The organism is Dyadobacter chenwenxiniae, from assembly GCF_022869785.1.
GTDB classification, from domain to species: domain Bacteria; phylum Bacteroidota; class Bacteroidia; order Cytophagales; family Spirosomataceae; genus Dyadobacter; species Dyadobacter chenwenxiniae.
The window spans coordinates 4,586,091-4,607,421 of sequence record NZ_CP094997.1 but is presented as its reverse complement, the minus strand read 5'-3'; the positions used below and the strand labels follow the sequence as shown (position 1 = coordinate 4,607,421).

The window sequence follows — 21,331 nt, the reverse complement described above, 5'->3', positions numbered from 1 at the left end:
CGACACTGTTGATTTTTCGGTCAAAAATGTGACATCTTAGTGCTTTAAATTGCATTATTTATAAGTTTCTAACATTGCAGACGTTCCAGTGCATTTCTATTAATAAATAGCATTTTTCAATTCGCTGACATTGGACTAGAATATTTTTTCCCATTTGTAAAATAGAAAACCCCATTATCGAGATTTGAAACTTTTTCTGTTTTTACCCTACCATCCGGATAAAAAGTGTACTCACGCAGGTATTTGAAATCGTCAAAGTTCTTATTTTTTATAATAGTCGTCCTGACCAGGTGTGCGCTAAATTTTCCAAATATTGGAAGATACCTGCAACTGACTGATTCGAAAAGATCGTGGTAAATTGGATGTAAGTCAACCATTCCTTGCCCATTGATGAAATATGTGTATAATGTCTCGCCGCCTTGTATATTATTTTCATCATAATATGTTGTTTTACTAAGGTTTTTCGAGACGCCATCAGGAGCAAATTCGTAGATGAATTCTCTCCTTTGATTAGGCTTTGATTTGTTATACGTTTTTCTCAAATAGCCATTCGCATACTCGTAAATTGTGGTATTATTGTTGATAGTACTTTCTACACATAAACTGTCTGCATTTAATATATACTGCGCCAAACATATTGCTGAATTAATTGGAATAACAAAACAATAGGCAAGCGGCAGGGCTCAGTGAGCGTGCGGTAAATAACAAACGGGCATGGCAACATTGCTGCCTGGCCCGTTTTTTATTTAAAATAACTAATACTACAACCCTGTTGGCGTTGTATACTTTCTTTCAATTGATGATATCGTTTTACCCCAGCTGTCTTTTGTTACAATAGATTTAATCGCTGATGAGCCATCATTACTCAATGCATATGTATAATTGTAAACTTTTTCAGCCGGCACACCATTGGGGATGTAGTATATTTTTTCGATGGTTTGTTTTAGCAAAAACCTGCTAAACTTTCCGAAAATCGGCAAGTATTTGTTCGTGGCCTGAGCCAAATGTTCTGGATTTACCGGAAACCAATCAAACGAAGCATATCCACCATCCGTGCCGTCCACATATTTGAAGAGCACCTCTTTTAATAGTACATCGTTTTTATCGTAAAAGGTAACAGAATAAAGTGATGACCCCTGACCATCCGGATCCATCTCATATTGGTATTCTTGCCGCTGATTAGGTTTGTTTTTGTTGTAAGCCAAAAGCAGCTGATTCATTTCATTGTATACATAAGTTGTCGTATACTCCAGTGTAGGCATAATAGCACTTTCTACACAAAGCCCCTTAGCATTCAGCGTGTAAGTGTCATATGAATTAATCTTATTATAGTTTGCAAGATTCGTATATGTGCCAATAATTTTGTTTCCGGAATACGCATATTCTTTCGAATATTTGCTATTCACAACTTCTTTTGTAAAAACATTCCTTACTCCGGAATAGGACAGGCTGGCATCGCCGTCTTTAACCAACAGTTTTGTAACTGTTTTGGCGTTTGCGTCAGTCGCCTGTTCATGCGATGTAGCGGGTGAGATAATTGCATCTTTCTCATTCTGACATGCGCTCATTAATCCGGCAAGAATAATCGCTTTGGTGACCGCAGGGACATTGTGAAGTAATTTCATAATTTTAATATTTAATTAAAAATTCGTTTAACTGCACCAAACATATCGCGGTAGCACGCGCAGGAGAAATCTATTGGACAAGTGGTAGGATTTAATTAGCCTGCGGTTAAGACTACACACTGAGTCGATAATGACAATATTTTGAGATGTCATTGTAGTATCGATTAGATGCTTAAATCTGCTGGGGTTTATTGTTCGCGTTTTAGTTTTGAATGACAACTTTCTTAGAAATGTGTGATCCATCGTTCTGGATAAATAGAAGCATATAATGCCCAGCTGTAAAGTTTCCAAGGTCAATGGATTCAACATATTTGTCTGAGAAGTAGACTGTTCGTCCAGATTGGTCGACTAGTTCAACGCTTTTCGGCGAGCAATTATTGATTTTGATATTTAGCTTTTCGTGGGCGGGATTTGGGAAAACCTCAACCAGGTCTAGCGGTAAATTTGAGTTAAGAATAATTTCTCTAATACCGCTGAATGCAAAAGTCCGGTCAGTGTCAACCATTTTAAGACGGTAAAGATTTACACCTGTCCAGGGGCTTGAATCGGTGAAGGAATATGAATTATTTACGTTGTTGTTAGATTTTATAAGCCCTATTTTTGACCACTCTACACCGTTGGAACTTCGCTGTATTTCGAAATAGTCGTTGTTAATTTCAAGTTCCGTTTTCCAATTGAGCTGAACTTTTGATTCTATCAATCGGGCTTCAAAGGAGAGCAGTTTTACGGGTAGAGAGGAATCATTGTTATATCTTGCCAACGCAAAATTATAGTCATTGCCATTTCTGGAGTAACCGCCGATTAGGATCTTCCCATCCTTTTGAAGAGTGGCGGATGTGCCGAAGTCCCAGCTTCCGGCAAAGTCAGTTTTAATTTTTCCGCCATTTCCAAATGTGTTATCCGGCGACCCATCAGGCTTGTATCGAGCCATTACAAAATCAAGGGTCGATCCATTGTTAACTGCAACTGTGCCAACGGCTATTATTTTTCCATCCGGTTGAATAAGTAAATCTCCGGGAATGTCATCAGTGTTGTCAAAAGTAGTGATCACTATTCCGTTTTGACCAAAACTACTATCCAACATTCCGTTTGACAGATATCTTACTAGTACGAAGTCTTCGTAACCTCCAATTTTAACGGCTTTACTTGATGCCAAAACTAATAGTTTTCCGTCAGACTGTGTTTTAATTGAAATTCCGACAGCATCTTCCCCTATTTCGGATTTTACCGTACCATTAATGCCAAATCCCTTATCTAGGACCCCATTTGAATTAAGCCGAGTGGTAATCAATACATTGGTATAAGAACCATTTCGGTTTGGTAGGTCAGTAAAGCCAGTTATAACAATTTTTCCATCGCTTTGTAAAGTCACAGCTCTGGCAGACTGCCACCTTTTGCTAGCATCTATGTCTATTAATGTCTTGCCATTAGTGCCGAAGTTATTATCAGGAGATCCATTAGAATCATATCTGGCAAAGGCCAAATCCAGGTCTATTGAGGACTGATCGCCTGAGACTCCTACGAGAAGGATTTTGCCGTCTGCTTGAAGTATAACTTGGTTTGCTTTGTCATAGTTATTTGCGAAGTCCGTTGTCACAACGCCATTAACTCCGAAATTCATATCCCTAAATCCGTCTACCGTATATCTGACCATGGCAAAATCATAGGTTGTGCCATTCCAGGAATAACCTGCTGCAATAATTTTGCCGTCCGGCTGTAGAGTACCGGAGAATGCGACATCTTCGTCGCTTCCAAAAAAAGTCTCTACAATTCCGTTGATTCCAAAGGTAGAATCCAGCGATCCGTTCGTGTCGTAACGAACAATGCTGAAATTGCCATAAAACTGAGCAGGTGCAGAAAATCCGATCTGAATGATTTTTCCGTCGGGTTGGACCAATAGCTTATATCCAAAATTAAACAGTTGACTAATATCCGTCATTACTTTCCCGCTTTGTCCGAACGTATTGTCTAATGACCCAGGCTGGGCAAACAGCGTGCTGGCAACGAATAGAAATAATAATGTGTAGTTTCTTTTCATGTTAAAATTTGTGAAGTGAATAATGATTCGAATCTATTTTATGAAAACCTCAGGATGATAAAGGAATTATTAGACGGTCAACCTATTGATCTGGCGGATTGTAATAACAGGTTATCCAAGGAACCCATGGCACTATTTTTATGACGTATACAGAAAGAAAGAAATATATCATGAAAGCACTTACAAGTTTAGGGAAACAATACATTGAAGAGATTGCATCAAAATATAATCTCAAAAACGAGACTGTTGAGTCACTCTTAAAAGCAGTAATCGGCGGAAACGGAACAATGGCCCAGTTCAACATTGCTGAACTGGGCGGCTCCGGACAGTGGATGAAAGGCGGTATGACGATGGTGGGTGATATGTTCAATAATTCGTTGAAAAGCATAGTGGACAAGCTTTGCAATGAATTGTCGGAACTGGTGTCTACCAACGTTTTATACGAAGAAGCTGCGGACCGTCCAACCGCGGAGCGTCCGATTACGGATCATTCCAACTTAGATCGTCCAACTGCCAGTGAGCCATCGGTCGACCGTTTTTCATCACAACACCAAGGAAACGGGTTCTCTTCGGTTTCAAGCGGTTCTTGGCCAGCGGTTTTTGGCAATCCGACAGCAAGCGGTTCGCAAAATAACTTTCGCTACGCTTACTTTGCGCCGGTACGAAGGTTGGTGATTGAGGAAAATGGCAAGCAGATAATTTATGACACCAAACACCATCATATTACGGGCATTTCGCAGCAGCAAGGTTCGGGAAATTCCTACAAGTTCACCAGCCAGGAAGGGCAAGTCGATTTGGGCAGTCTGCAATTGATTTCAGAACCGGGCGAGCAAACGCAGCCCACGCCAGAGATTGCGTATGACGTGACATCCACAGCCGATTTGCGTAGTGAAACCACTGACCGCAGCCCGGCTGACCGCAGTACGACTGACCGCAGCCCCCAGGACATCATTATTGCAACCATTGAAAAGGTGAATATTTTGTTTGAGAAAGGGCAGATAAGTGAGGAAGAATTTAAAGCGAAAAAGCAGGAATTGCTTTCGAGACTGTAAAGTTTGAAACGATATATATGGATAAAAGCGGCCTGGGGAAACCATTTCCCCGGCCGCTTTTATATGTTTTAGGGGTTATTTTAACGTTATTTGCGCCAAATACCCGACCATGATATTTGCACAAATTTCCAAAATAGCCAATCCGATCGTAGTGAAACTGGACAAATGGTTCGACGAAAGTATTCGTTTTGTTCCTAACCTCATCATTGCGATCCTGATACTCGTGGTTTTTCGTTTCCTGGCACGTTACGGTAGCCGTTTTATGGAAAAAGGACTCGGAAGGGCATCCCAAAACATTGCATTGGTCAGTCTGATTTCCGCATTAACCCGTATAGCCATCGTCACGACAGGCTTGTTTTTTGCTTTGGGTGTTTTGGGTTTGGACAAAACAGTAACATCATTGCTGGCCGGAGCCGGCGTGCTTGCATTGGCGCTTGGTTTCGCTTTCCAGGATCTTACAACTAACTTTATATCAGGAGCTTTCATTGCCATTCAGAGGCCCATCAAAGTAGGCGATGTCATTGAAACCAATGGATTTACGGGCAAAGTGCTTTCAATAGGATTACGGTCGGTGAAGCTGGATAATTTCGCGGGTCAGCTGGTCGAACTTCCAAGTAAAGATATTTTTCAAAAACCAATCGTAAACTTCACACATTCAGGCGATAGGAGGGTGCAGCTCGAATGCAGCATTGGTTACAAGGACGATTTGTTTATGGTCGAAGAGCTAGCGCTTTCCGCCATTAACCCACTTCCTTTTTTGGATAAAAAGAAAATGGTAGAACTAAACTTCATCCGTTTTAGCGAAAAAAGCATTGATTTTGAGGTGTTAATCTGGATTGATCAGGTGAAGATCGGTCCGGGGCCAGCAAAAAGTTTGGCTATGAAGGCGATCAAAAAGGTTTTTGATGAGAATAATATTGCTTTTCCTACGCAGGTACGGCCGTTGGATCTCTTGCCTCCGCTCACAAAAGATTAGCAACAAGTGTAAGTTCAGATGTGTTTTCCTTAGAATAGCTCATACAAACCGCAGGCTCAATCTATTCTTTCCGTAAAATGACTTATGCTATCCTTTGCTCCAATCAAGGATAACATAAGTCATTTTTTGCGCTGTTTAACCCAACTCTATGTCGAAACTCTATAATTCCGCGCGCAAAAAGAGCGCGATGAATGCCTTCTTGCGCAAATGTCTTGCAATGTTGGCATTATTGGTTGTCTCTCATTGCGTTAGCTATGCGCAGCCCTACTATCTTCCTAAGGAAAAGGCTGGCCCTTTTGGAACAATGTATGCTGCCGAGCCATATAAGATTCCGTCCGGGAAGACCAACTATCATGGCAACGTTCCCCTTTACGCGACCAAGTATCTCAGAGATCCAAATGATCCGGCCTCTACCTCAGTAGCATTGTGTTCCTTCAAAAATGAGGCACTGGGATTGTATGGCAATGTGGAGGTAGTTGGCGAGGGAATAGATCCCGATAATGGCATTGATAAGGTAATTTATCCGTTCGCGTCGCCAGTGAGTGCACCAGGTCAAAACGGGCCATTCAACACAATGCTGCATTTAAACACACTATCCGGCAATTTTACACATCCTCATCCGACTCTGTTCGGAATTAGTGTATTAGCGCATACGCAGGAGTTCAACCGAATGACATATAATTTGTTTGGATGGAAAGGTGCTGATAAAGACGGCCTACAGACTGTTACAAACATAGTTTCCACTGTTTATCCCTCGGCGGTGGCGCAGGTTAGCCCACCAATTGTAGCATACAATGTTGGACAAGGGCTTACTAATCCGCAGCTAAGCAGGGACGTAATAGGGCATGAATCCACGCACCTTATTTGGCTTTGGGCATGGGGCAACGGTCAGGGTAATGAAGAAAGTTATTCTTTGGGCGAAGGATTTGCAGACGTTATTGGGGGCGCCTTAAAGAATTATTCCGCAGTACTGAATGACCCGGGTGCAGGTTTTGCAAATCCGGATTGGAGCTTTATTATACAAGAGCAAGGACTGGACAGCGAGAGGAATTTTACAAACTCACCGCATCTTTGGTCAATGCCTGAATGCTATAAGGGCCTGTTTTGGAAAAAACCAGGTGACGTTGGTTATGACCCCCACGCTAATGGGATGGTTCTTAATAAGATATTTTTTCGCATGAATGTTGGTGAAACAGGTTACATTGATCAAAACCCGGCGAAAGGGACTTTCATCGTATTACCACTTATTCCTAATAATCCAGCGGCAACTTATGAACTGTCGCTAAAACTCTTTTTCCGGACTTTTACAGAAAAACTTTCATGGTCGTCAACATTCCCTGATGTTCGCGTCGCAATGCTTGAGATGGCAGAGGAAATGGGATATGCGGATGGTTCGCACGTTTACCAACAAATTCAAAATGCCTTTAAGGCAGCCGGGATTGGTGACGGATGGGGTTTCGATAATTCGGATTGCGTTGTAGGGCCAAATACGCTTGCGCAAGGTTGGAATGGCCTGGTTCCAATTAGCGTACAAGTTGCAAGTCTTGACAATGACCCCCAGGGTAAACAAGTTCATTGGATTGCGGATTGTCAGGATGTTGATGTTTTAATACTTACGGAAGTTTTTAACCCAATAAGTCCCGATGCTCCCTATTATGCAATTGATCTAGATAACGATGGTATTTATACTATTGATAATAATGTATCGCTGTCTAAATCGATTGTCAGTCTCAGTCATGGTATAAGAGCAAGCGTGGACCATTTTGCTAAAAAGTTTAATTTTATAGGGCTTAAGGGCACAAGTAAATTTATTGAACACCTTATAGGCTCTCCGAGTCCTAACTTTATCCCAGGAGCATATCTTGCTCAAATCAAATCTGATTCAGATCCCGCTAAAATGACCTTGGATCAGATTGCAGGAAATTACTTCGCCGGGATTTATAACACGGTGAAAAGTGTTCAACTGCCCGAATCAAAAGAATCAATAGCTATTCGCAAAGCTTTAATGGATATTTTCGGCTTAGAGATCAGCAATGAATATCGATTATCCAAAGGTGATGAAGCACTATGGACTATCGGGTCAGATCTTTTCGGAGACGGCAATTACTTACGCAGTTTCTTTAACCCAAAATCAAAAGGGCAATTAAATTTTTACAATGGAAAGGGTTGGGACGTTGCGAATCCAGATGAAATGGCAGGAGTCTGGACACAATTTTATTATTTGATCTCCAAGGGAACCCCGCTTACCGGCTTTACTAATGAAAATGGGCAAACTCGCTTTTTTACCGGGCTTGAAGAGGGTGTTCCGGAAAAGATCATGTTTGCTGCCTTTCAATATTTCCTTCCCTCGAACCCAACTTTCGACGATGTGGTAGCCGCCATCCAATCTTCAATTTTATTTCACGGTTATAAAGAAACATCAGGAACATGGAAGAAATGTAATGACGCACTTACCTGTGTGATTGGCAAAGAATTTCTTCCCCAACCTAAATTATGGGCCGTTGATGCTGATGGTAACGAAGTTAAAATTGTGGATCCATTTAATGCACAATTCCGTTCTGACGAATACTTCCCCGACAAAATTGCATATCGCCTGTTCGAAGTTTCGAAAGATGTAGCATTCAACGATCTGGTGTCACCGGTTTACCGTGCCTTTCAGCATACAACCGAGGTGCTGCTTCCTTACATCGATGAAAAAGACCCGGGTAAGCGCACAAACACAGCCAAATTCTTTTTAGAAGAAGGGATCTTTTATGTTCGAAGCAGGCTTTATGCCGCTGGCGGGCCAGGTTGTGCGAGCTCATTGGGCGGGAATCTGGAATGTCGTGCCCTTGAAATGATGGTAAACAATTGGAGCCCCATCTTACAAGTAACAGTTGCTCCAATTACTACTAAACCAATCGCTCCGCTGGAACATGATAAGCTCACCGCCTGGAAAAGCGTCTTTGAGTGGCAGGCGACACCTGGGGCGGCTGGTTATGTTCTGAGGGTAACGGATTTGACAGGCAAAGTGCCTGTGCAGGATGTTCCTGTCGAAGCGACCAGTGATGAGGCAGAAGCCAATGAGCTTGCACTGGCTAAGGAACGCGATTATAGCTGGCAAATCACTGCAACTCATAAGCTTGGATCAGAAGAGGGCGTTACCTGGGACAAGGGGCTGAAGAAATTTGTGCAAACCGGACTGACCGATATTGACATTTTCGGCACATGGACTGATCCAATGTCATTCCAGACTGACTTGCCAGAATCGCCATTGCTAGTTCCACCTGCTCCCGCTAATGGTGAACATGTACCTCCGTTTGGCCAAGACATTTTACTTTCTGCTGACGAAGCGCCCGGTGCAAGTGGTTACCGCTACCACATCCAGGATAAGAAGGATGACAGGGAACTGCCGGAAGTGCTGTACGACCATGAAGACTTGAAGCTTCCCGACATATCGGATGGCAAAGTATATACATGGGCGTTCGAGCCATACAAGGAGGCCACACCACCATTCATTACTGAAAAAGAGTTTGGAAAAAAATACTTTTCCACTTTCGTGGTTGACTATTCCTTAATTCCTGCTCCTGCATTGCTTTCGCCTATCAATGATGCCGTCTTCAATTATGGAATATCAACACCCAAAGAAGTTTTTGCATGGTCACCAATCGCAGGGGCGGCAGAATACGACTATTCTGTTGAGTTTGTAGAGGACCCTATTGAAGACGATACGAATGGCTCGACTTCCGAATTAAGTGTTTTAAGGGATGTTGGTGATGTTCCTTCAAAGATAAAGGGAGGTTTTCGGTGGAAGGTAAGAGCAAAAGCGAAAGACGAAAAAGGAGAGTGGATTGTAGGTCCATATTCTCCCTTCTCATTTTACTGGATACGACCAGCTAAGACAAATCTTAAATACCCGAGTGACGGTGCGCAAACTGTCGATAACCATAAAGCAGAATTCTCCTGGTACGAACAGTGGGCTCCGGCTGGACACCTTTTTAGATTATGGCAGGATAATGTGATTGTGTTCGAAAAGGAAGTTTTTGGTAATAGCATAACAATCACCAATTTGGAAGTAAATACAGATTACACCTGGGATGCTCCGGCGATGACCAAAACGCCGACAGCAACACATTTCCCGGAAACCTACACTTTCGCACATTTCCGGACGGGAAATGCACCGGACGAGAAAAAGAATGGGAAAGAAATTAAAGAATATGATCCTGATGTAGATGAAGCAGAGCCTGGGGATCTAAACGATCCAAATGATCCGGACCAAGGCTCAGGGGATGTTTTTTATCCTCAATTGGGCTTCACAGTGGATGTCAAGGACGGGGAATTTGCGGATACATATTCTTATTCCTACAAAGTTACTGTGACAAGTGACAAGGGCTATTCCAGAGAGTGGAATTGCGCTGTGAATGGACTGGGGGTAGTATTTATTCCAGAAGATCTTTTCCAGACGAAAGTCAATGGAGATTTGCCAGAGGACACAGCTCTGTACCACTTTCACCTTGAAATTACAGACCTCTATGGGAAAGACGACAGTTATGCCGCAAGCCCAACGTATGATTTTGCTCTGCTTTTATATGATGCTTTGCCAGCCGTTCAGGGCAAGAAGATGCCACTTTTAGATTTGATACCACAATCGGGCGTGTTCGGCGGCAGATGGGTGGGATGCAGCATTGATTTTGATTTTGAATACATCTTTTCAACCAAAAAGCCGAAACCATGAAGAAGATCATATCAGGCGCAATCCTATTATTTAGTCTTTCTGCATTTCAAGCAGAGGCTCAGGATAAAATCATCAAAAGTAAATATGGATTAACCATTTATCCAGTGAAGACAACGACTAACGCAGTCACCATTTATCCTAATCCTGCCGCTTCAACGGTAAGATTTAAATCGACAAAACCATTGGTTGACTTCAATTTAGAGGTGGTGGATCAAACAGGATTTAGTTGTTTAAAGCTGCAACACCGGACGGATGAAACACTGGATATTTCCCAACTCCCAAATGGAATATACATCGTTCGGTTTACGAAGGGAAAAGAATCTTATTCCCAGAAGCTGATCGTGCAACGGGAGCAGTTTGATTACTAGTGATAGAGGGAGCCGATAAATGCTCGGCTCTTTGCCAACATTGGTTCACTCCCATTGCAGTCATAAAAAAGACTTCCCAAGTTTCCGAAACTTGGGAAGTCTATCCTGAGCAGCAAAAAAAGCGTGCCGGTTCTAAGAACCGGGACGCCATAATTATCAACCCAAAATCAATAACGATAAGTCTCTGACTTAAATGGCCCCTCAGTAGAAACACCGATGTAAGCCGCTTGCTCGTCAGACAGCGTTTCCAACTTAGCGCCTACGTGGCCTAGGTGGAATGCTGCCACTTTTTCGTCCAATGCTTTTGGAAGGACATATACTTTTTTATCGTATGCCGCAGTGTTTGTCCAAAGTTCGATTTGTGCAAGCGTCTGATTAGAGAATGAGCATGACATTACGAATGATGGGTGGCCCATTGCGCATCCAAGGTTTACCAAACGGCCTTCTGCAAGAACGATAACGTCTTTGCCGGCAACTGAATAAATGTCAACCTGTGGTTTGATCTGCACTTTTGAATCGCCGTAAGTCGAGTTCAACCACGCCATATCGATTTCATTGTCAAAGTGACCAATGTTGCAAACAACCGCTTTGTCACGCATTGCAAGAAAATGACGATCTGTAATGATCTTGTAGTTTCCTGTTGCTGTAACGAAAATGTTTGCACGTGTTGCAGCTTCGTCCATGGTTACAACTTCAAAGCCGTCCATTGCAGCTTGAAGCGCGCAAATTGGATCAATTTCAGTAACCAATACACGGCATCCTGCGCCACGAAGTGATTCTGCTGAACCCTTACCCACGTCACCGTAACCAGCCACAACGGCCACTTTACCAGCAAGCATTAAGTCAGTTGCGCGACGGATTGAATCTACAAGCGATTCGCGGCAGCCATATTTGTTATCAAATTTTGATTTTGTAACAGAGTCATTTACATTGATTGCAGGCAAATGAAGCGTTCCGTTTTTCAAACGGTCATACAGACGAAGCACACCTGTTGTCGTTTCTTCCGAAAGCCCTTTGATGCCTTCGATCAGCTCAGGATATTCGTCGAAAACCATATTGGTAAGGTCACCGCCGTCATCCAGGATCATATTCAATGGCTTGCGGTCTTCACCGAAGAACAATGTTTGCTCGATACACCAGTTGAATTCTTCTTCGTTCATGCCTTTCCAAGCGTAAACCGGGATTCCCGCTGCTGCGATCGCCGCTGCTGCGTGATCTTGAGTTGAGAAAATGTTACATGAAGACCAGGTAACCTCAGCACCCAATGCAGTAAGCGTTTCAATCAAAACCGCAGTCTGGATCGTCATGTGCAAGCAACCGGCAACACGTGCACCCGCAAGGGGCTGTGATGGACCGTATTCTGCGCGGATTGACATTAAACCCGGCATTTCAGCTTCTGCAAGCGTAATTTCTTTACGGCCCCATTCGGCCAAACTGATGTCTTTTACCTTGTAAGGAATGTACGTTTCTGTTGACGTCGCCATTATTTGACAGTTTAGTTTATATCTTTATTTTTATGCAAAACTAAGTAGAAAAACCACGAATGGGAAGAAAAATAGATACAAATTGTGATTTTGGTGTTCAATTTAGATATTTTATCTTTTCAATGCTCCTAATAATGTTGTTTGCAAGTGAGGACATGGTGTATTGGCTATTCTGGCAGATATTTTGTCTTGATAAGATAAAGTAGCGGGCTTAATGTCGTTCGTCGACATTAAGGTGACCTTTGTCGACAATGTCTGTGCCCTCCGGAAATAGGCGCTGAATTATTTATATTTGCCTATGCGCTCAAACGTCCACCTTACGCATCCCGTCCGGTTGAGAATCTCCCAGCATGCGACATTTTGGATCGTCGTGCTGGTCATCCTGACTGTAATTTATGGTGCCGGAATGCCGGATTATTGGATTGCGGTCAGGGTTGTTGCCCTGTTTATGCCTATACACATTGCTTATTTCTATTCGATCGGATATGTAATTATCCCGAAATTTTTCAACAGGAAAAAGCGGATCGAATTTTTTGTCCTGCTCATTGCTGCAGTGCTTTTTTCAACGCTTGCTTTTCGAATAATGGAGATACTCATTGCCGATCCGATTATTTACAGCGCTATAAAGAAGAAGGACCCGACATTCGTTTGGAAGAAGCTGGAAGGAAGTTTTTGGCAGCAACTTACCAAGCCGGTTTATCTGATCAGCGCTTTTGAACAGACAAATATTTTTGTTTGGGTGGCCTTATCAGTTAAATTTTTTAAAATGTGGTTTGAAAGACGACAAGCAGCCATAGAGGCCGAACTCAACTTTTTAAAGGGACAGTTACACCCACATTTTCTTTTCAATACACTCAATAATCTTTACGCACTAACATTAAACCAATCGCCGCAATCGCCTTCGGTGGTCATGGGACTGTCCGAAATTTTGCGCTATATGCTTTACGAGGCGAACACGGATGTGGTTAATTTAGAGCGCGATATCAAAATTGTGGAGAGTTATATCGCGCTTGAAAAAATCCGTTATGAAGAGCGCCTGGATATTAATTTCAGTATTAACGGACTGTCCCATGAATACAAAATCGCACCTTTACTGATTCTTCCGTTGGTGGAAAATGCTTTTAAGCATGGGGCGAGTGAGCAGGTGGGGCAGGCTTGGATCAACATTGATCTGCGCGTCAAAAACAATTTGCTTAAATTCAAAATATCAAACAGCAAACCAGACAGCCCCGATTTGAAGGACAACCGTAATCATCATGTGAGCATTGGGCTGGCGAATGTTAGAAAGCGACTGGAGATTTTGTATCCGTCTGCGCATCAGCTCAAAATTCTGGAAGAGGATGAAGTTTTCGCGGTGATCCTGGAATTGGAATTGGATAAAAAAATTGAAATTGCCTGACGATGAAAATAAAAGCGATTTTGGTAGACGACGAACCCCATGCCATTGAAGTGCTGGACAACTATCTCCGCAATTTCAGTGAAATAGAGATCGTTGCCCGCTGCCAGGACGCGATTCAGGCTTTCCAGGTTTTACAGCAACAAAAAGTAGATCTGATGTTCCTGGATGTCAAGATGCCCGGGCTTACCGGAACAGAGCTGTTAAGAAGCCTCAAAACGCCGCCCAAGGTCGTTTTTACAACTGCGTACCAGGATTATGCCGTCGAGGGGTTTGATCTGAATGCAGTGGATTATTTGTTGAAACCCATTCCTTTCGAGCGCTTTTTGCGGGCCATGGACAAAGTTTTTACCGGTTTGAATGTTACCAACCAATCCGTTTCGGTTGCACAAAGAGCTGCCGTGAGCAATCAGGAAGTCTTTTTATATCTAAAAGTGGATAGGAAGATGGTGAAGGTCAATGTGAATGACATTCTTTGGGTAGAGAGCTTGCGCGATTACATTAAGGTTGTTTTGAAAGACAAGGTGCTGATTACTAAACAAAAAATAAGTTTGCTGGAAGAACTGCTTCCGGAAGACAGCTTCATTCGCGTGCACCGGTCGTTCATTGTTTCGGTGGATAAAGTGGAAAGTTACCATGCTCATAAAATTGAAATTGCAGGAAAAGAACTTCCTATCGGTCGCAACTTCCGCAACGATTGCCAGCGACGATTCAAACTGACTTTTTAGTAAACGGTCAAAATTAGCGTCTACTGACGCCTTTTGTCGATAAAACCTGCTGTTAATCGACAGTAATTTCCCACCTCGCTATTTCGGGTTACCATTGCACCGCCATTTAGCCGATGGCGAAAATCAGTGTCCAGTAAATCAAAATAGCCATGTTAAAAAGTAAAAGAATTCTGCTTGCCCTCTTTTCACTTGCCCTTTTCGTGACAAGCTGCAAGGAAGATGAAGATGTTAAACCCGGAAACACGCTCACTGCCCGCGCCGGTGCGGATCAGAATGTGAACGCCGGTGACATTGTAACGCTCGATGGAAGTGCCTCAACCGACAGTGAAAACAAACCATTCGATTACCGCTGGACATTTACCAAAAGACCAGCACGAAGCACAGCCGCCCTAAGCTCGGCAACGGTGAGCAAGCCAACATTCAAAACAGACCTTCCCGGTGAATACGAAGTTGAGCTGACCACAAGCAATGCTAACGGCGAAAGCAAAGACAAAGTCCTGATCACAGCGACGGTGATCCAGCCGATCGTGCTGGACGCGAATATTGCTGTGAAAACCACACTGGAAGATCGCATTGACAATCCTGAGGTGCCGGACTACATTGCCAATGGAAATGTTTCTGTGAATGCTGAGTTGACATTGAAGCCAGGCGTTGTGATCGCTTTTGCGAGGGATGCAAGGCTGGAAGTAAATGACAATGGCGGAATTTTACTCGCAAAGGGCGATTCTACGAAACTGATCCGTCTGATCGGAAAAGAAACCAAGAAAGGTTTTTGGGCCGGAGTCATTTTCCGCTCGTCGAGCAGCGCTAATGCGTTGGAATATGTGCAGGTTTTGCACGCCGGAAGTAAAGTGCTGTTTAGTGGTAGAAAAGCCGGAATGGCCATAGCGGGTTCTTCGAAAGCAGAAGTGTCTATTAAAAACAGCCTTTTTGAGCAGAATGACGGATATGGTTTGTGGATTGAAAGAGGCGTAATTCTATCTTCGTTTACAAAAAACACATTCAAAGGCAACACCGAAGCCGGCATTCTGCTGGATGCCGATAATGTTGCCAAACTGGACGTTAACTCCTCTTTCACAAACGGAAACGGACGTAATGTGGTGGAAATTTTCGCTTCGCAGCTTTCTAAAAACATTACCGCAGAAGTGATTTGGCAGGGATTCAAAGACAAAACGCCTTACCGTGTGCTGGAAGGCCTTACGGTTGACGCCAATTGGAAGATCAGTCCGGGTGTCGTGATTGAAATGTCGGAGGGAGCAAGAATGTCCATCGATGAAGGTTATATCAATGCAACTGGAACACAAACTGCCAAAATCGTTATCAAAGGCGCTGAAAACAAGCCAGCTTATTGGAGAGGTTTGATATGCTACACAACCAGCGTAAACAACATTTTTGAACATGTGGAAATAACCGGCGGCGGAAGCACAGCATTGGTTTCGGGTAAAAAAGTGAACATTGCGGTTTACGGGAGCCAAGCCAGAATGCAGATCAAAAACTCCAAAATATCAGGCAGCGGCGGATACGGTGTTTATGTAAACTATCAGGCGAGCGTAAACGAAGACATTGAAACCGTCAATACGTTTGCGGACAATGTGGAAGGAAAAGTGTTGAGGGAATAATGCATAAGATGCAAATAGTGCTTGCGGCCTTGCTGATGGTCGCAAGCACGCAGTTCAACACAAAGCCGCAGAAAAAGGCGTTGCGGCAGCCGTATCCTGAAACCGGTTTTTGGGTTACAGAAAATATGCCGGGGAAAAGCGGGACAATCGTTCGCTATTACGCAAACAGCAATCACCTGGTTTCAACGGTGACCGAGCCTGCAAACCTGGACATTACCAAAGTTTCGGTAAGAAGATACCTGAACAAAAAACTGGCCTCGGAACTATCGAGGGATTCGACAAAGGCCTCTATTCTGAAATTATATGAAATCAATTGAATTAACCGCTCTGGTTCGGATCATTGGCATTACGCTTTACTTTCTTATCGCAGCCCAGGGTGCATTTTACCACTTTGGTTTTGGGAAAGCTTTGTACAACATTCCAGCCGAAGACTTTATAGTGCTTCGCAAAGCCGTTGATCCGATTGTGCGTGGCAAATTCAAAGTGCTGTATTTGTCCGCGTTAGCCGTCATGTTTATCTGGTTTTTGCTGAGTGATAAAAGTGCCGGATTTCTTTCCTATGCACCCGTTTTGATTGCATTTCTGCTTTTGGTAGCGGATATGGCGTTGATATTGAAGTTTAGCGAGCCCGTTAATGCATTGATCAACGGCAGCACCTTGAATACGGAAACGGGCTTCAATCAGGCAAGGAGCGAATGGCTGAAGTTTATTTTGATCAGAGGTTACCTATCCATTTCCGGCTTTCTGATGCTCATGGTCCACCTGGTCCTGAGATTCCGGTAAGCATTATTTGACTACGTATATATAATCCCGTTTTATTAAACATTTTAATCCTTCAAAAGTCATGTTAAATAAAAATCAGCCTTCCTTTGCATTTGCCCGCCGGACCCGTCTGGCGTTTTTCTCCCTGGCCATTACAGCGGTTTCATTTGTATCCTGTAAGGGCGACAAGGACGACGTTAAGCCCGACGACGGCAATCCCCCAGCCGAAGACAAAGGTTTTTTGCCACAAAAAGATCAGGTTTACGATTACAAAATCACAGACACTGACGGCACAAAAAGCAGTTCCGTGCTGAAAGTGCTGGGTGTGAAAGATTCTTCAGGCATCGCAGTTTACGACATTGAAAATAAAATCCAGGAAGGCAATGTATTCGTGACGACCAAGAACAGGGCGTTCAGCAAAGGCGGACTGACGACCTACGAGCTGTTTTATGAGGATGGAATAAATGCCATTTATGAAAACGTCGAAGAGTTTGGTGTTATCAAAGACGTTGTTCTCAAAGGTTTTCCGCAAAAGCAGATTATGGAGAACAAAGGCACCGTCGGCAGCAACATTACATTCAGCAAGGAACCCATGGAGATTAAGCTGGAACTCCTGATCCCTATTGATGAAAACGACTCTATTGAAGCGGATTTCCAGGCTAAAATTACTTACCTGGATGGCAAAGTAACCAAGCAGGAAACGATAACGACACCCGCAGGAACATTCAATTGCAGCAAATGGGAATACAAATACGAAACGTATTTGAAGTTAACAAGCCTTGCTATTCCCATGGAAGAGCGGGAGGATGAATACACGGTTGAGCTCTGGACAGCTCCGGGTGTTGGCATAGTAAAAACCGTCGAGACTACCGGCGATGCGGTTTCAACCACTGAATTGCAGAAAATTACGAAGCAATGAAGCGCATTTCCCTATTGCTTCAATGGGCCTGCATTATGCTGATCGCCATGGCCTGCCATGACACCGACGGGCCTTCGCCGGATGAGGCAGGCCTGGAAGAAGGTTATGCAACCGGAAAGGTCACCAACACAGACGGGTCCCCGATGCAGGGCGTAAAAGTGGTGGTTGACAACACGATGATTCATGCTTCCTATTCGATTGGAAGCTCGGATGAGAATGGTAATTACAAGATCCAGTTACCAAAAGTCGGCACTTTTATGGCCTCAGCACACATTGTAAAGAAATACAATGGCCGGGAATACGAATTTGACCTTGACCCCGATGTGTATGAAGCATTCAGCATTGATGGGGCCGTGCGGAATTTTCAGTGGAAGCTGACTGGCAGGCGACCGATTGAGGCGCAAGGTTATTATGGTGTTACCATTGAGGTCAATAAAGACGTGATGAGCGCTGTCTATGACTCAGAGAATATCGAATTTACGCTCGTCCCGGTTGGAAATCTGATCGACGGCTCAAAGGGGAAAACGCTCAAAATGAAGCATGGGAAGCCTTACACGAATGATTATGGCAAACTGGTTGATATTCCTTTAGGCAGATATATAATGACAGCTTATTACAACGGAGAAGCTGGGGAAATACCGTTAAAGCTGAGAAAGCATTTTTCTGAAGATGAATACACGGATGAACTCACGATTGATTTCGAACCGCACACCATGTGGGGGAATAACATTGCCTTTATCAGCTATTCGGAATAAAAAAGACTTGCTTGGTTTTAGCAAGTCTGGCACCTTAAAGAGTACGGAGTAAAGAGTAGTAGTGCAAACTTACCAAGTCTTCAAGACTTGGTAAGTTTTTAATTCATATCAATACAGTAAAGCTTTTAAAAATCGCACCAACCCTAACCGCATCGAAAATACGCGCAGGTGTTCCACCATGGTTCAGCACGGATTGTTCGTGTGAGGTTACGCACATTTCACAACCGTTTAATGCAGAAACTACGAGACTAAGCAGTTCAAAAAATTCTTTGCCCAGGACAGGGTTTACCATAATGCTCATTTTGATTCCGGCAGGAGCATTATCATAGAATTCTTTGTGCATGAAATGCCTGAAACGATAGAACACATTGTTCGCATTCATCAAAGAAACACAGGCTGTTACTTCCGCGATTTCTTTTTCGTCAGCGCCTTCTGCTGCTGCCAATTCTTCGAGCGCGGCGATCAGCGCTGCGTTTTTCTCGTTAACTGCCACAGAAAGTGCGATCAAAAGTGCCTCTTTGCGGTTTAATGTTTGCGATTTCAACACATTTCCAACGTTGATCTTCAAATCTTTGAGATAACGGTGGTCCAGAGCTGCCAGCTTGTTGATCAGCACGCTTTCAAATTCGGCTGGCAGGTTCACTTCTTTATACAGGGAATCTTTTGTATTTCCTGTTGTTGCGAATGGATACATTTTGGTTGTGATTATGCTAATGTTGCCTCTCCTTTAACCCAGTTGCAAGGGCAAAGTTCGTCCGTTTGCAAAGCATCCAAAACGCGGATCACTTCGTTTACATTGCGGCCAACAGAAAGGTCGTTTACACTTACCCAGCGAATAATTCCTTGTGGGTCAACGATATAAGTTACACGGTAAGCGATTTTTTCGTTTGCTTCAAGTATACCAAGCTCTTCTGCAAGAGACTTAGAAGTATCCGCCAGCATCGGGAATTGCAGGTCGCGAAGATCGTCATGGTTTTTGCGCCACGCCAGGTGAACAAACTCGCTGTCAGTAGAAGCGCCGATCAACATTGTATCGCGGTCAGCGAAGTCTTCAACGTGCTTTCCAAACTCAGCGATCTCGGTAGGGCACACGAAAGTGAAGTCTTTAGGCCACCAGAACATCACCATCCACTTTTCAGCATTTTTGTGATCTTCTGAGGTAATATCGTAGAATTCATTTCCTTTTTCAAGAGAAACAACAGATGTTTTTTTGAACTCAGGGAATGTTGATCCCACGGATAAAAGTCTATTTGCCATGATTGTGCGTTGGTTTGTAATTTGTACTTTTTTGTGTTACAAAACTACAAATGGAGCTTGCGCCAGGCAACTTTTGGGTTGGTACTATAAAAAGAAAGAGTTGTTGGAATCAAATGAATTTGATTTTATTTATCAAAAACTGATAGTTATCAGTTTTGTCAATAATCGAATAGATTCGACCAATATAATTAAACTAATAATTACTTAAATTATAAATCTCATTCGGGCATCAGGTTCAGTACAGTTTCTAGTGCCATTCCACGTGAGCCTTTAATGAGAATGTATGTATTTTCCTGCGGGTTGTCCATCACCCAGTTGTGCAGTGAAAATTTATCAGGAAAGTAATAAGCCTTCGGGAGAGCAGGCAGTGCGTGTTGCATAAGGCTGCCCGCCAGGATCACAATATCAAATTTATAGTCTGCAATCTGTTTGCCCAGTTCCAGATGTTCCTCAGGCGCAGCGGCTCCCAGCTCGAACATATCACCCAGGATCAGCATTTTTTTCGGCGCATCAATGCTCGCGAAGTTGGCGACAGCGGCTGACATGGAGGAGGGATTGGCATTGTAAGCATCCATAATCACCGTATTGCTGCCCTTCTTAACGATCTGCGACCGGTTATTATCCGGCTTATACGTTGCTACGGCCTCGTTAGCATCACTATCTTCAACGCCAAAATGCTTTCCAATGGCCAACGCAGCGCACATATTATTGAAGTTGTAGCCGCCCGTCAGTTGCGTGGAAACCGTTTTTCCATTGATTTGATAAATTACAAAAGGACTTTCCTGCATCAAAACCGGATTAACCGCACTATTCTCCGAGCAATAAAAAACGATTTCCCCAAATGCCCGGCGTTTGCTGGCCATTTCCATCACCACATCATCTGTCGTGTTCACGAAAACAGTGCCTTTCTTCTTGGAAAGAAAATCAAAAAGCTCTCCTTTTCCCTTCATAATGCCCGTTATCCCTCCGAAACCTTCCAGATGAGCCTTGCCAATGTTGGTAATCAATCCGTGTGTGGGAATGGCAATAGTGCTGAGCAGCGCAATTTCTTGCTGATGGTTTGCGCCCATTTCTATCACCGCCATTTCGTGTTTGGCCGGATCAATAGACAGGATCGAAAGCGGCACGCCAATATGGTTGTTCAGATTGCCCTTGGTTGCGTAAGTGTTATATTTCATAGATAACACCTTTGCAACCAGTTCCTTTGTTGTGGTTTTTCCGTTCGAGCCGGTTAAGGCAATTACCGGAAATGTGAATGTTTTGCGGTGATGCCGTGCCAAATCCTGCAATGCTTCCAGCACATTTTCAACCAGTAAAAACTGCTCGTTGGCAACCACTTCCGGATCATCGACGACGGCATAGGCGGCACCTTTCTTCAATGCTTCCGCCGCGAATTGGTTGCCATCAAAATTTTCGCCTTTCAACGCAAAAAAAAGGCATCCATCGCTGATTTTGCGGGTGTCGGTAGCAATGGTGGCGCCGGTTTGGAAGTAGTTGTAGAGCGTTTCGGTTGAAGTATACATGAAATGTCAAATCATTATAAAGTTATAAGCGCTTATTTCGTTAGGTTTAAAAAGCCAAAAATAAGCGAGGTGCGGCTTCGCGCAGGACCTGCAAAACTAATAGATTATTCCTCAA

Annotated in this window: 18 protein-coding genes; 11 read left to right on the top strand and 7 right to left on the bottom strand. The window is 43.5% G+C overall.

The genetic code is table 11. From position 1 onward, the window contains the following. Positions 1-116: 116 nt before the first annotated feature. The 3 genes from MUK70_RS19590 to MUK70_RS19580 all read right to left on the bottom strand — a co-directional run bounded on the left by MUK70_RS19590 (position 117) and on the right by MUK70_RS19580 (position 3,663). Positions 117-632 (bottom strand): hypothetical protein, encoded by a 516-nt coding sequence (locus tag MUK70_RS19590; protein WP_244784476.1) that lies wholly within the window; start codon positions 630-632, stop codon positions 117-119. A 129-nt stretch (positions 633-761) separates the two neighbouring features. Continuing rightward, a complete protein-coding gene (locus MUK70_RS19585; protein WP_234654729.1) occupies positions 762-1,625 on the bottom strand; it encodes a hypothetical protein in 864 nt (287 codons plus the stop codon). A gap of 202 nt (positions 1,626-1,827) precedes the next feature. Then, positions 1,828-3,663, bottom strand: coding sequence for a T9SS type A sorting domain-containing protein (locus tag MUK70_RS19580; protein WP_234654727.1), 1,836 nt, complete (start codon positions 3,661-3,663; stop codon positions 1,828-1,830). A gap of 170 nt (positions 3,664-3,833) precedes the next feature. Between MUK70_RS19580 and MUK70_RS19575 the strand changes: the two genes are divergently transcribed. The 4 genes from MUK70_RS19575 to MUK70_RS19560 all read left to right on the top strand — a co-directional run bounded on the left by MUK70_RS19575 (position 3,834) and on the right by MUK70_RS19560 (position 10,773). Beyond that, positions 3,834-4,715, top strand: coding sequence for an SHOCT domain-containing protein (locus tag MUK70_RS19575; protein WP_234654725.1), 882 nt, complete (start codon positions 3,834-3,836; stop codon positions 4,713-4,715). Positions 4,716-4,824: 109 nt separating this feature from the next. Further along, positions 4,825-5,691, top strand: a complete 867-nt coding sequence (locus MUK70_RS19570; protein WP_234654723.1) for a mechanosensitive ion channel family protein — start codon at positions 4,825-4,827, stop codon at positions 5,689-5,691. Between the two features lie 148 nt (positions 5,692-5,839). Further along, on the top strand, positions 5,840-10,405 hold the full coding sequence (locus MUK70_RS19565; RefSeq protein WP_234654721.1) for a M4 family metallopeptidase: 4,566 nt from the start codon (positions 5,840-5,842) through the stop codon (positions 10,403-10,405). Further along, entirely contained in the window at positions 10,402-10,773 is a 372-nt protein-coding gene (locus MUK70_RS19560) for a T9SS type A sorting domain-containing protein (RefSeq protein ID WP_234654719.1), read from the top strand. Before MUK70_RS19565 ends, MUK70_RS19560 begins: the two co-directional genes overlap by 4 nt. Positions 10,774-10,940: 167 nt before the next feature. On the opposite strand, the gene ahcY is transcribed toward MUK70_RS19560, so the two are convergent. Beyond that, positions 10,941-12,257 carry an adenosylhomocysteinase gene (gene ahcY, locus MUK70_RS19555; protein ID WP_234654717.1) on the bottom strand — a complete coding sequence of 439 codons (1,317 nt, stop codon included), beginning with the start codon at positions 12,255-12,257 and terminating at the stop codon, positions 10,941-10,943. Positions 12,258-12,555: 298 nt separating this feature from the next. Between ahcY and MUK70_RS19550 the strand changes: the two genes are divergently transcribed. From MUK70_RS19550 to MUK70_RS19520, 7 genes are all read left to right on the top strand, one after another. Beyond that, on the top strand, positions 12,556-13,656 hold the full coding sequence (locus tag MUK70_RS19550; RefSeq protein WP_234654715.1) for a sensor histidine kinase: 1,101 nt from the start codon (positions 12,556-12,558) through the stop codon (positions 13,654-13,656). Positions 13,657-13,658: 2 nt separating this feature from the next. Beyond that, complete coding sequence (locus MUK70_RS19545) at positions 13,659-14,381, top strand: LytR/AlgR family response regulator transcription factor (protein WP_234607688.1); 723 nt, start codon at positions 13,659-13,661, stop codon at positions 14,379-14,381. A 149-nt stretch (positions 14,382-14,530) separates the two neighbouring features. Further along, entirely contained in the window at positions 14,531-16,000 is a 1,470-nt protein-coding gene (locus MUK70_RS19540) for a PKD domain-containing protein (RefSeq protein WP_234654713.1), read from the top strand. An 8-nt stretch (positions 16,001-16,008) separates the two neighbouring features. Beyond that, a complete protein-coding gene (locus MUK70_RS19535; RefSeq protein ID WP_234654711.1) occupies positions 16,009-16,317 on the top strand; it encodes a hypothetical protein in 309 nt (102 codons plus the stop codon). After that, complete coding sequence (locus MUK70_RS19530; RefSeq protein ID WP_234654709.1) at positions 16,304-16,783, top strand: hypothetical protein; 480 nt, start codon at positions 16,304-16,306, stop codon at positions 16,781-16,783. Before MUK70_RS19535 ends, MUK70_RS19530 begins: the two co-directional genes overlap by 14 nt. 61 nt (positions 16,784-16,844) lie before the next feature. Beyond that, on the top strand, positions 16,845-17,681 hold the full coding sequence (locus tag MUK70_RS19525; protein ID WP_234654708.1) for a TapB family protein: 837 nt from the start codon (positions 16,845-16,847) through the stop codon (positions 17,679-17,681). Further along, positions 17,678-18,436, top strand: coding sequence for a carboxypeptidase-like regulatory domain-containing protein (locus tag MUK70_RS19520; RefSeq protein ID WP_234654707.1), 759 nt, complete (start codon positions 17,678-17,680; stop codon positions 18,434-18,436). The genes MUK70_RS19525 and MUK70_RS19520 overlap by 4 nt, the downstream gene beginning before the upstream one ends. Positions 18,437-18,539: 103 nt before the next feature. On the opposite strand, the gene MUK70_RS19515 is transcribed toward MUK70_RS19520, so the two are convergent. From MUK70_RS19515 to MUK70_RS19505, 3 genes are all read right to left on the bottom strand, one after another. Then, positions 18,540-19,130, bottom strand: a complete 591-nt coding sequence (locus MUK70_RS19515) for a carboxymuconolactone decarboxylase family protein (RefSeq protein ID WP_234654705.1) — start codon at positions 19,128-19,130, stop codon at positions 18,540-18,542. Positions 19,131-19,141: 11 nt separating this feature from the next. Next, positions 19,142-19,693 carry a peroxiredoxin gene (locus tag MUK70_RS19510; protein ID WP_234607681.1) on the bottom strand — a complete coding sequence of 184 codons (552 nt, stop codon included), beginning with the start codon at positions 19,691-19,693 and terminating at the stop codon, positions 19,142-19,144. A gap of 218 nt (positions 19,694-19,911) precedes the next feature. After that, on the bottom strand, positions 19,912-21,216 hold the full coding sequence (locus MUK70_RS19505) for a UDP-N-acetylmuramoyl-tripeptide--D-alanyl-D-alanine ligase (protein WP_234654703.1): 1,305 nt from the start codon (positions 21,214-21,216) through the stop codon (positions 19,912-19,914). Between the last annotated feature and the right edge of the window lie 115 nt (positions 21,217-21,331).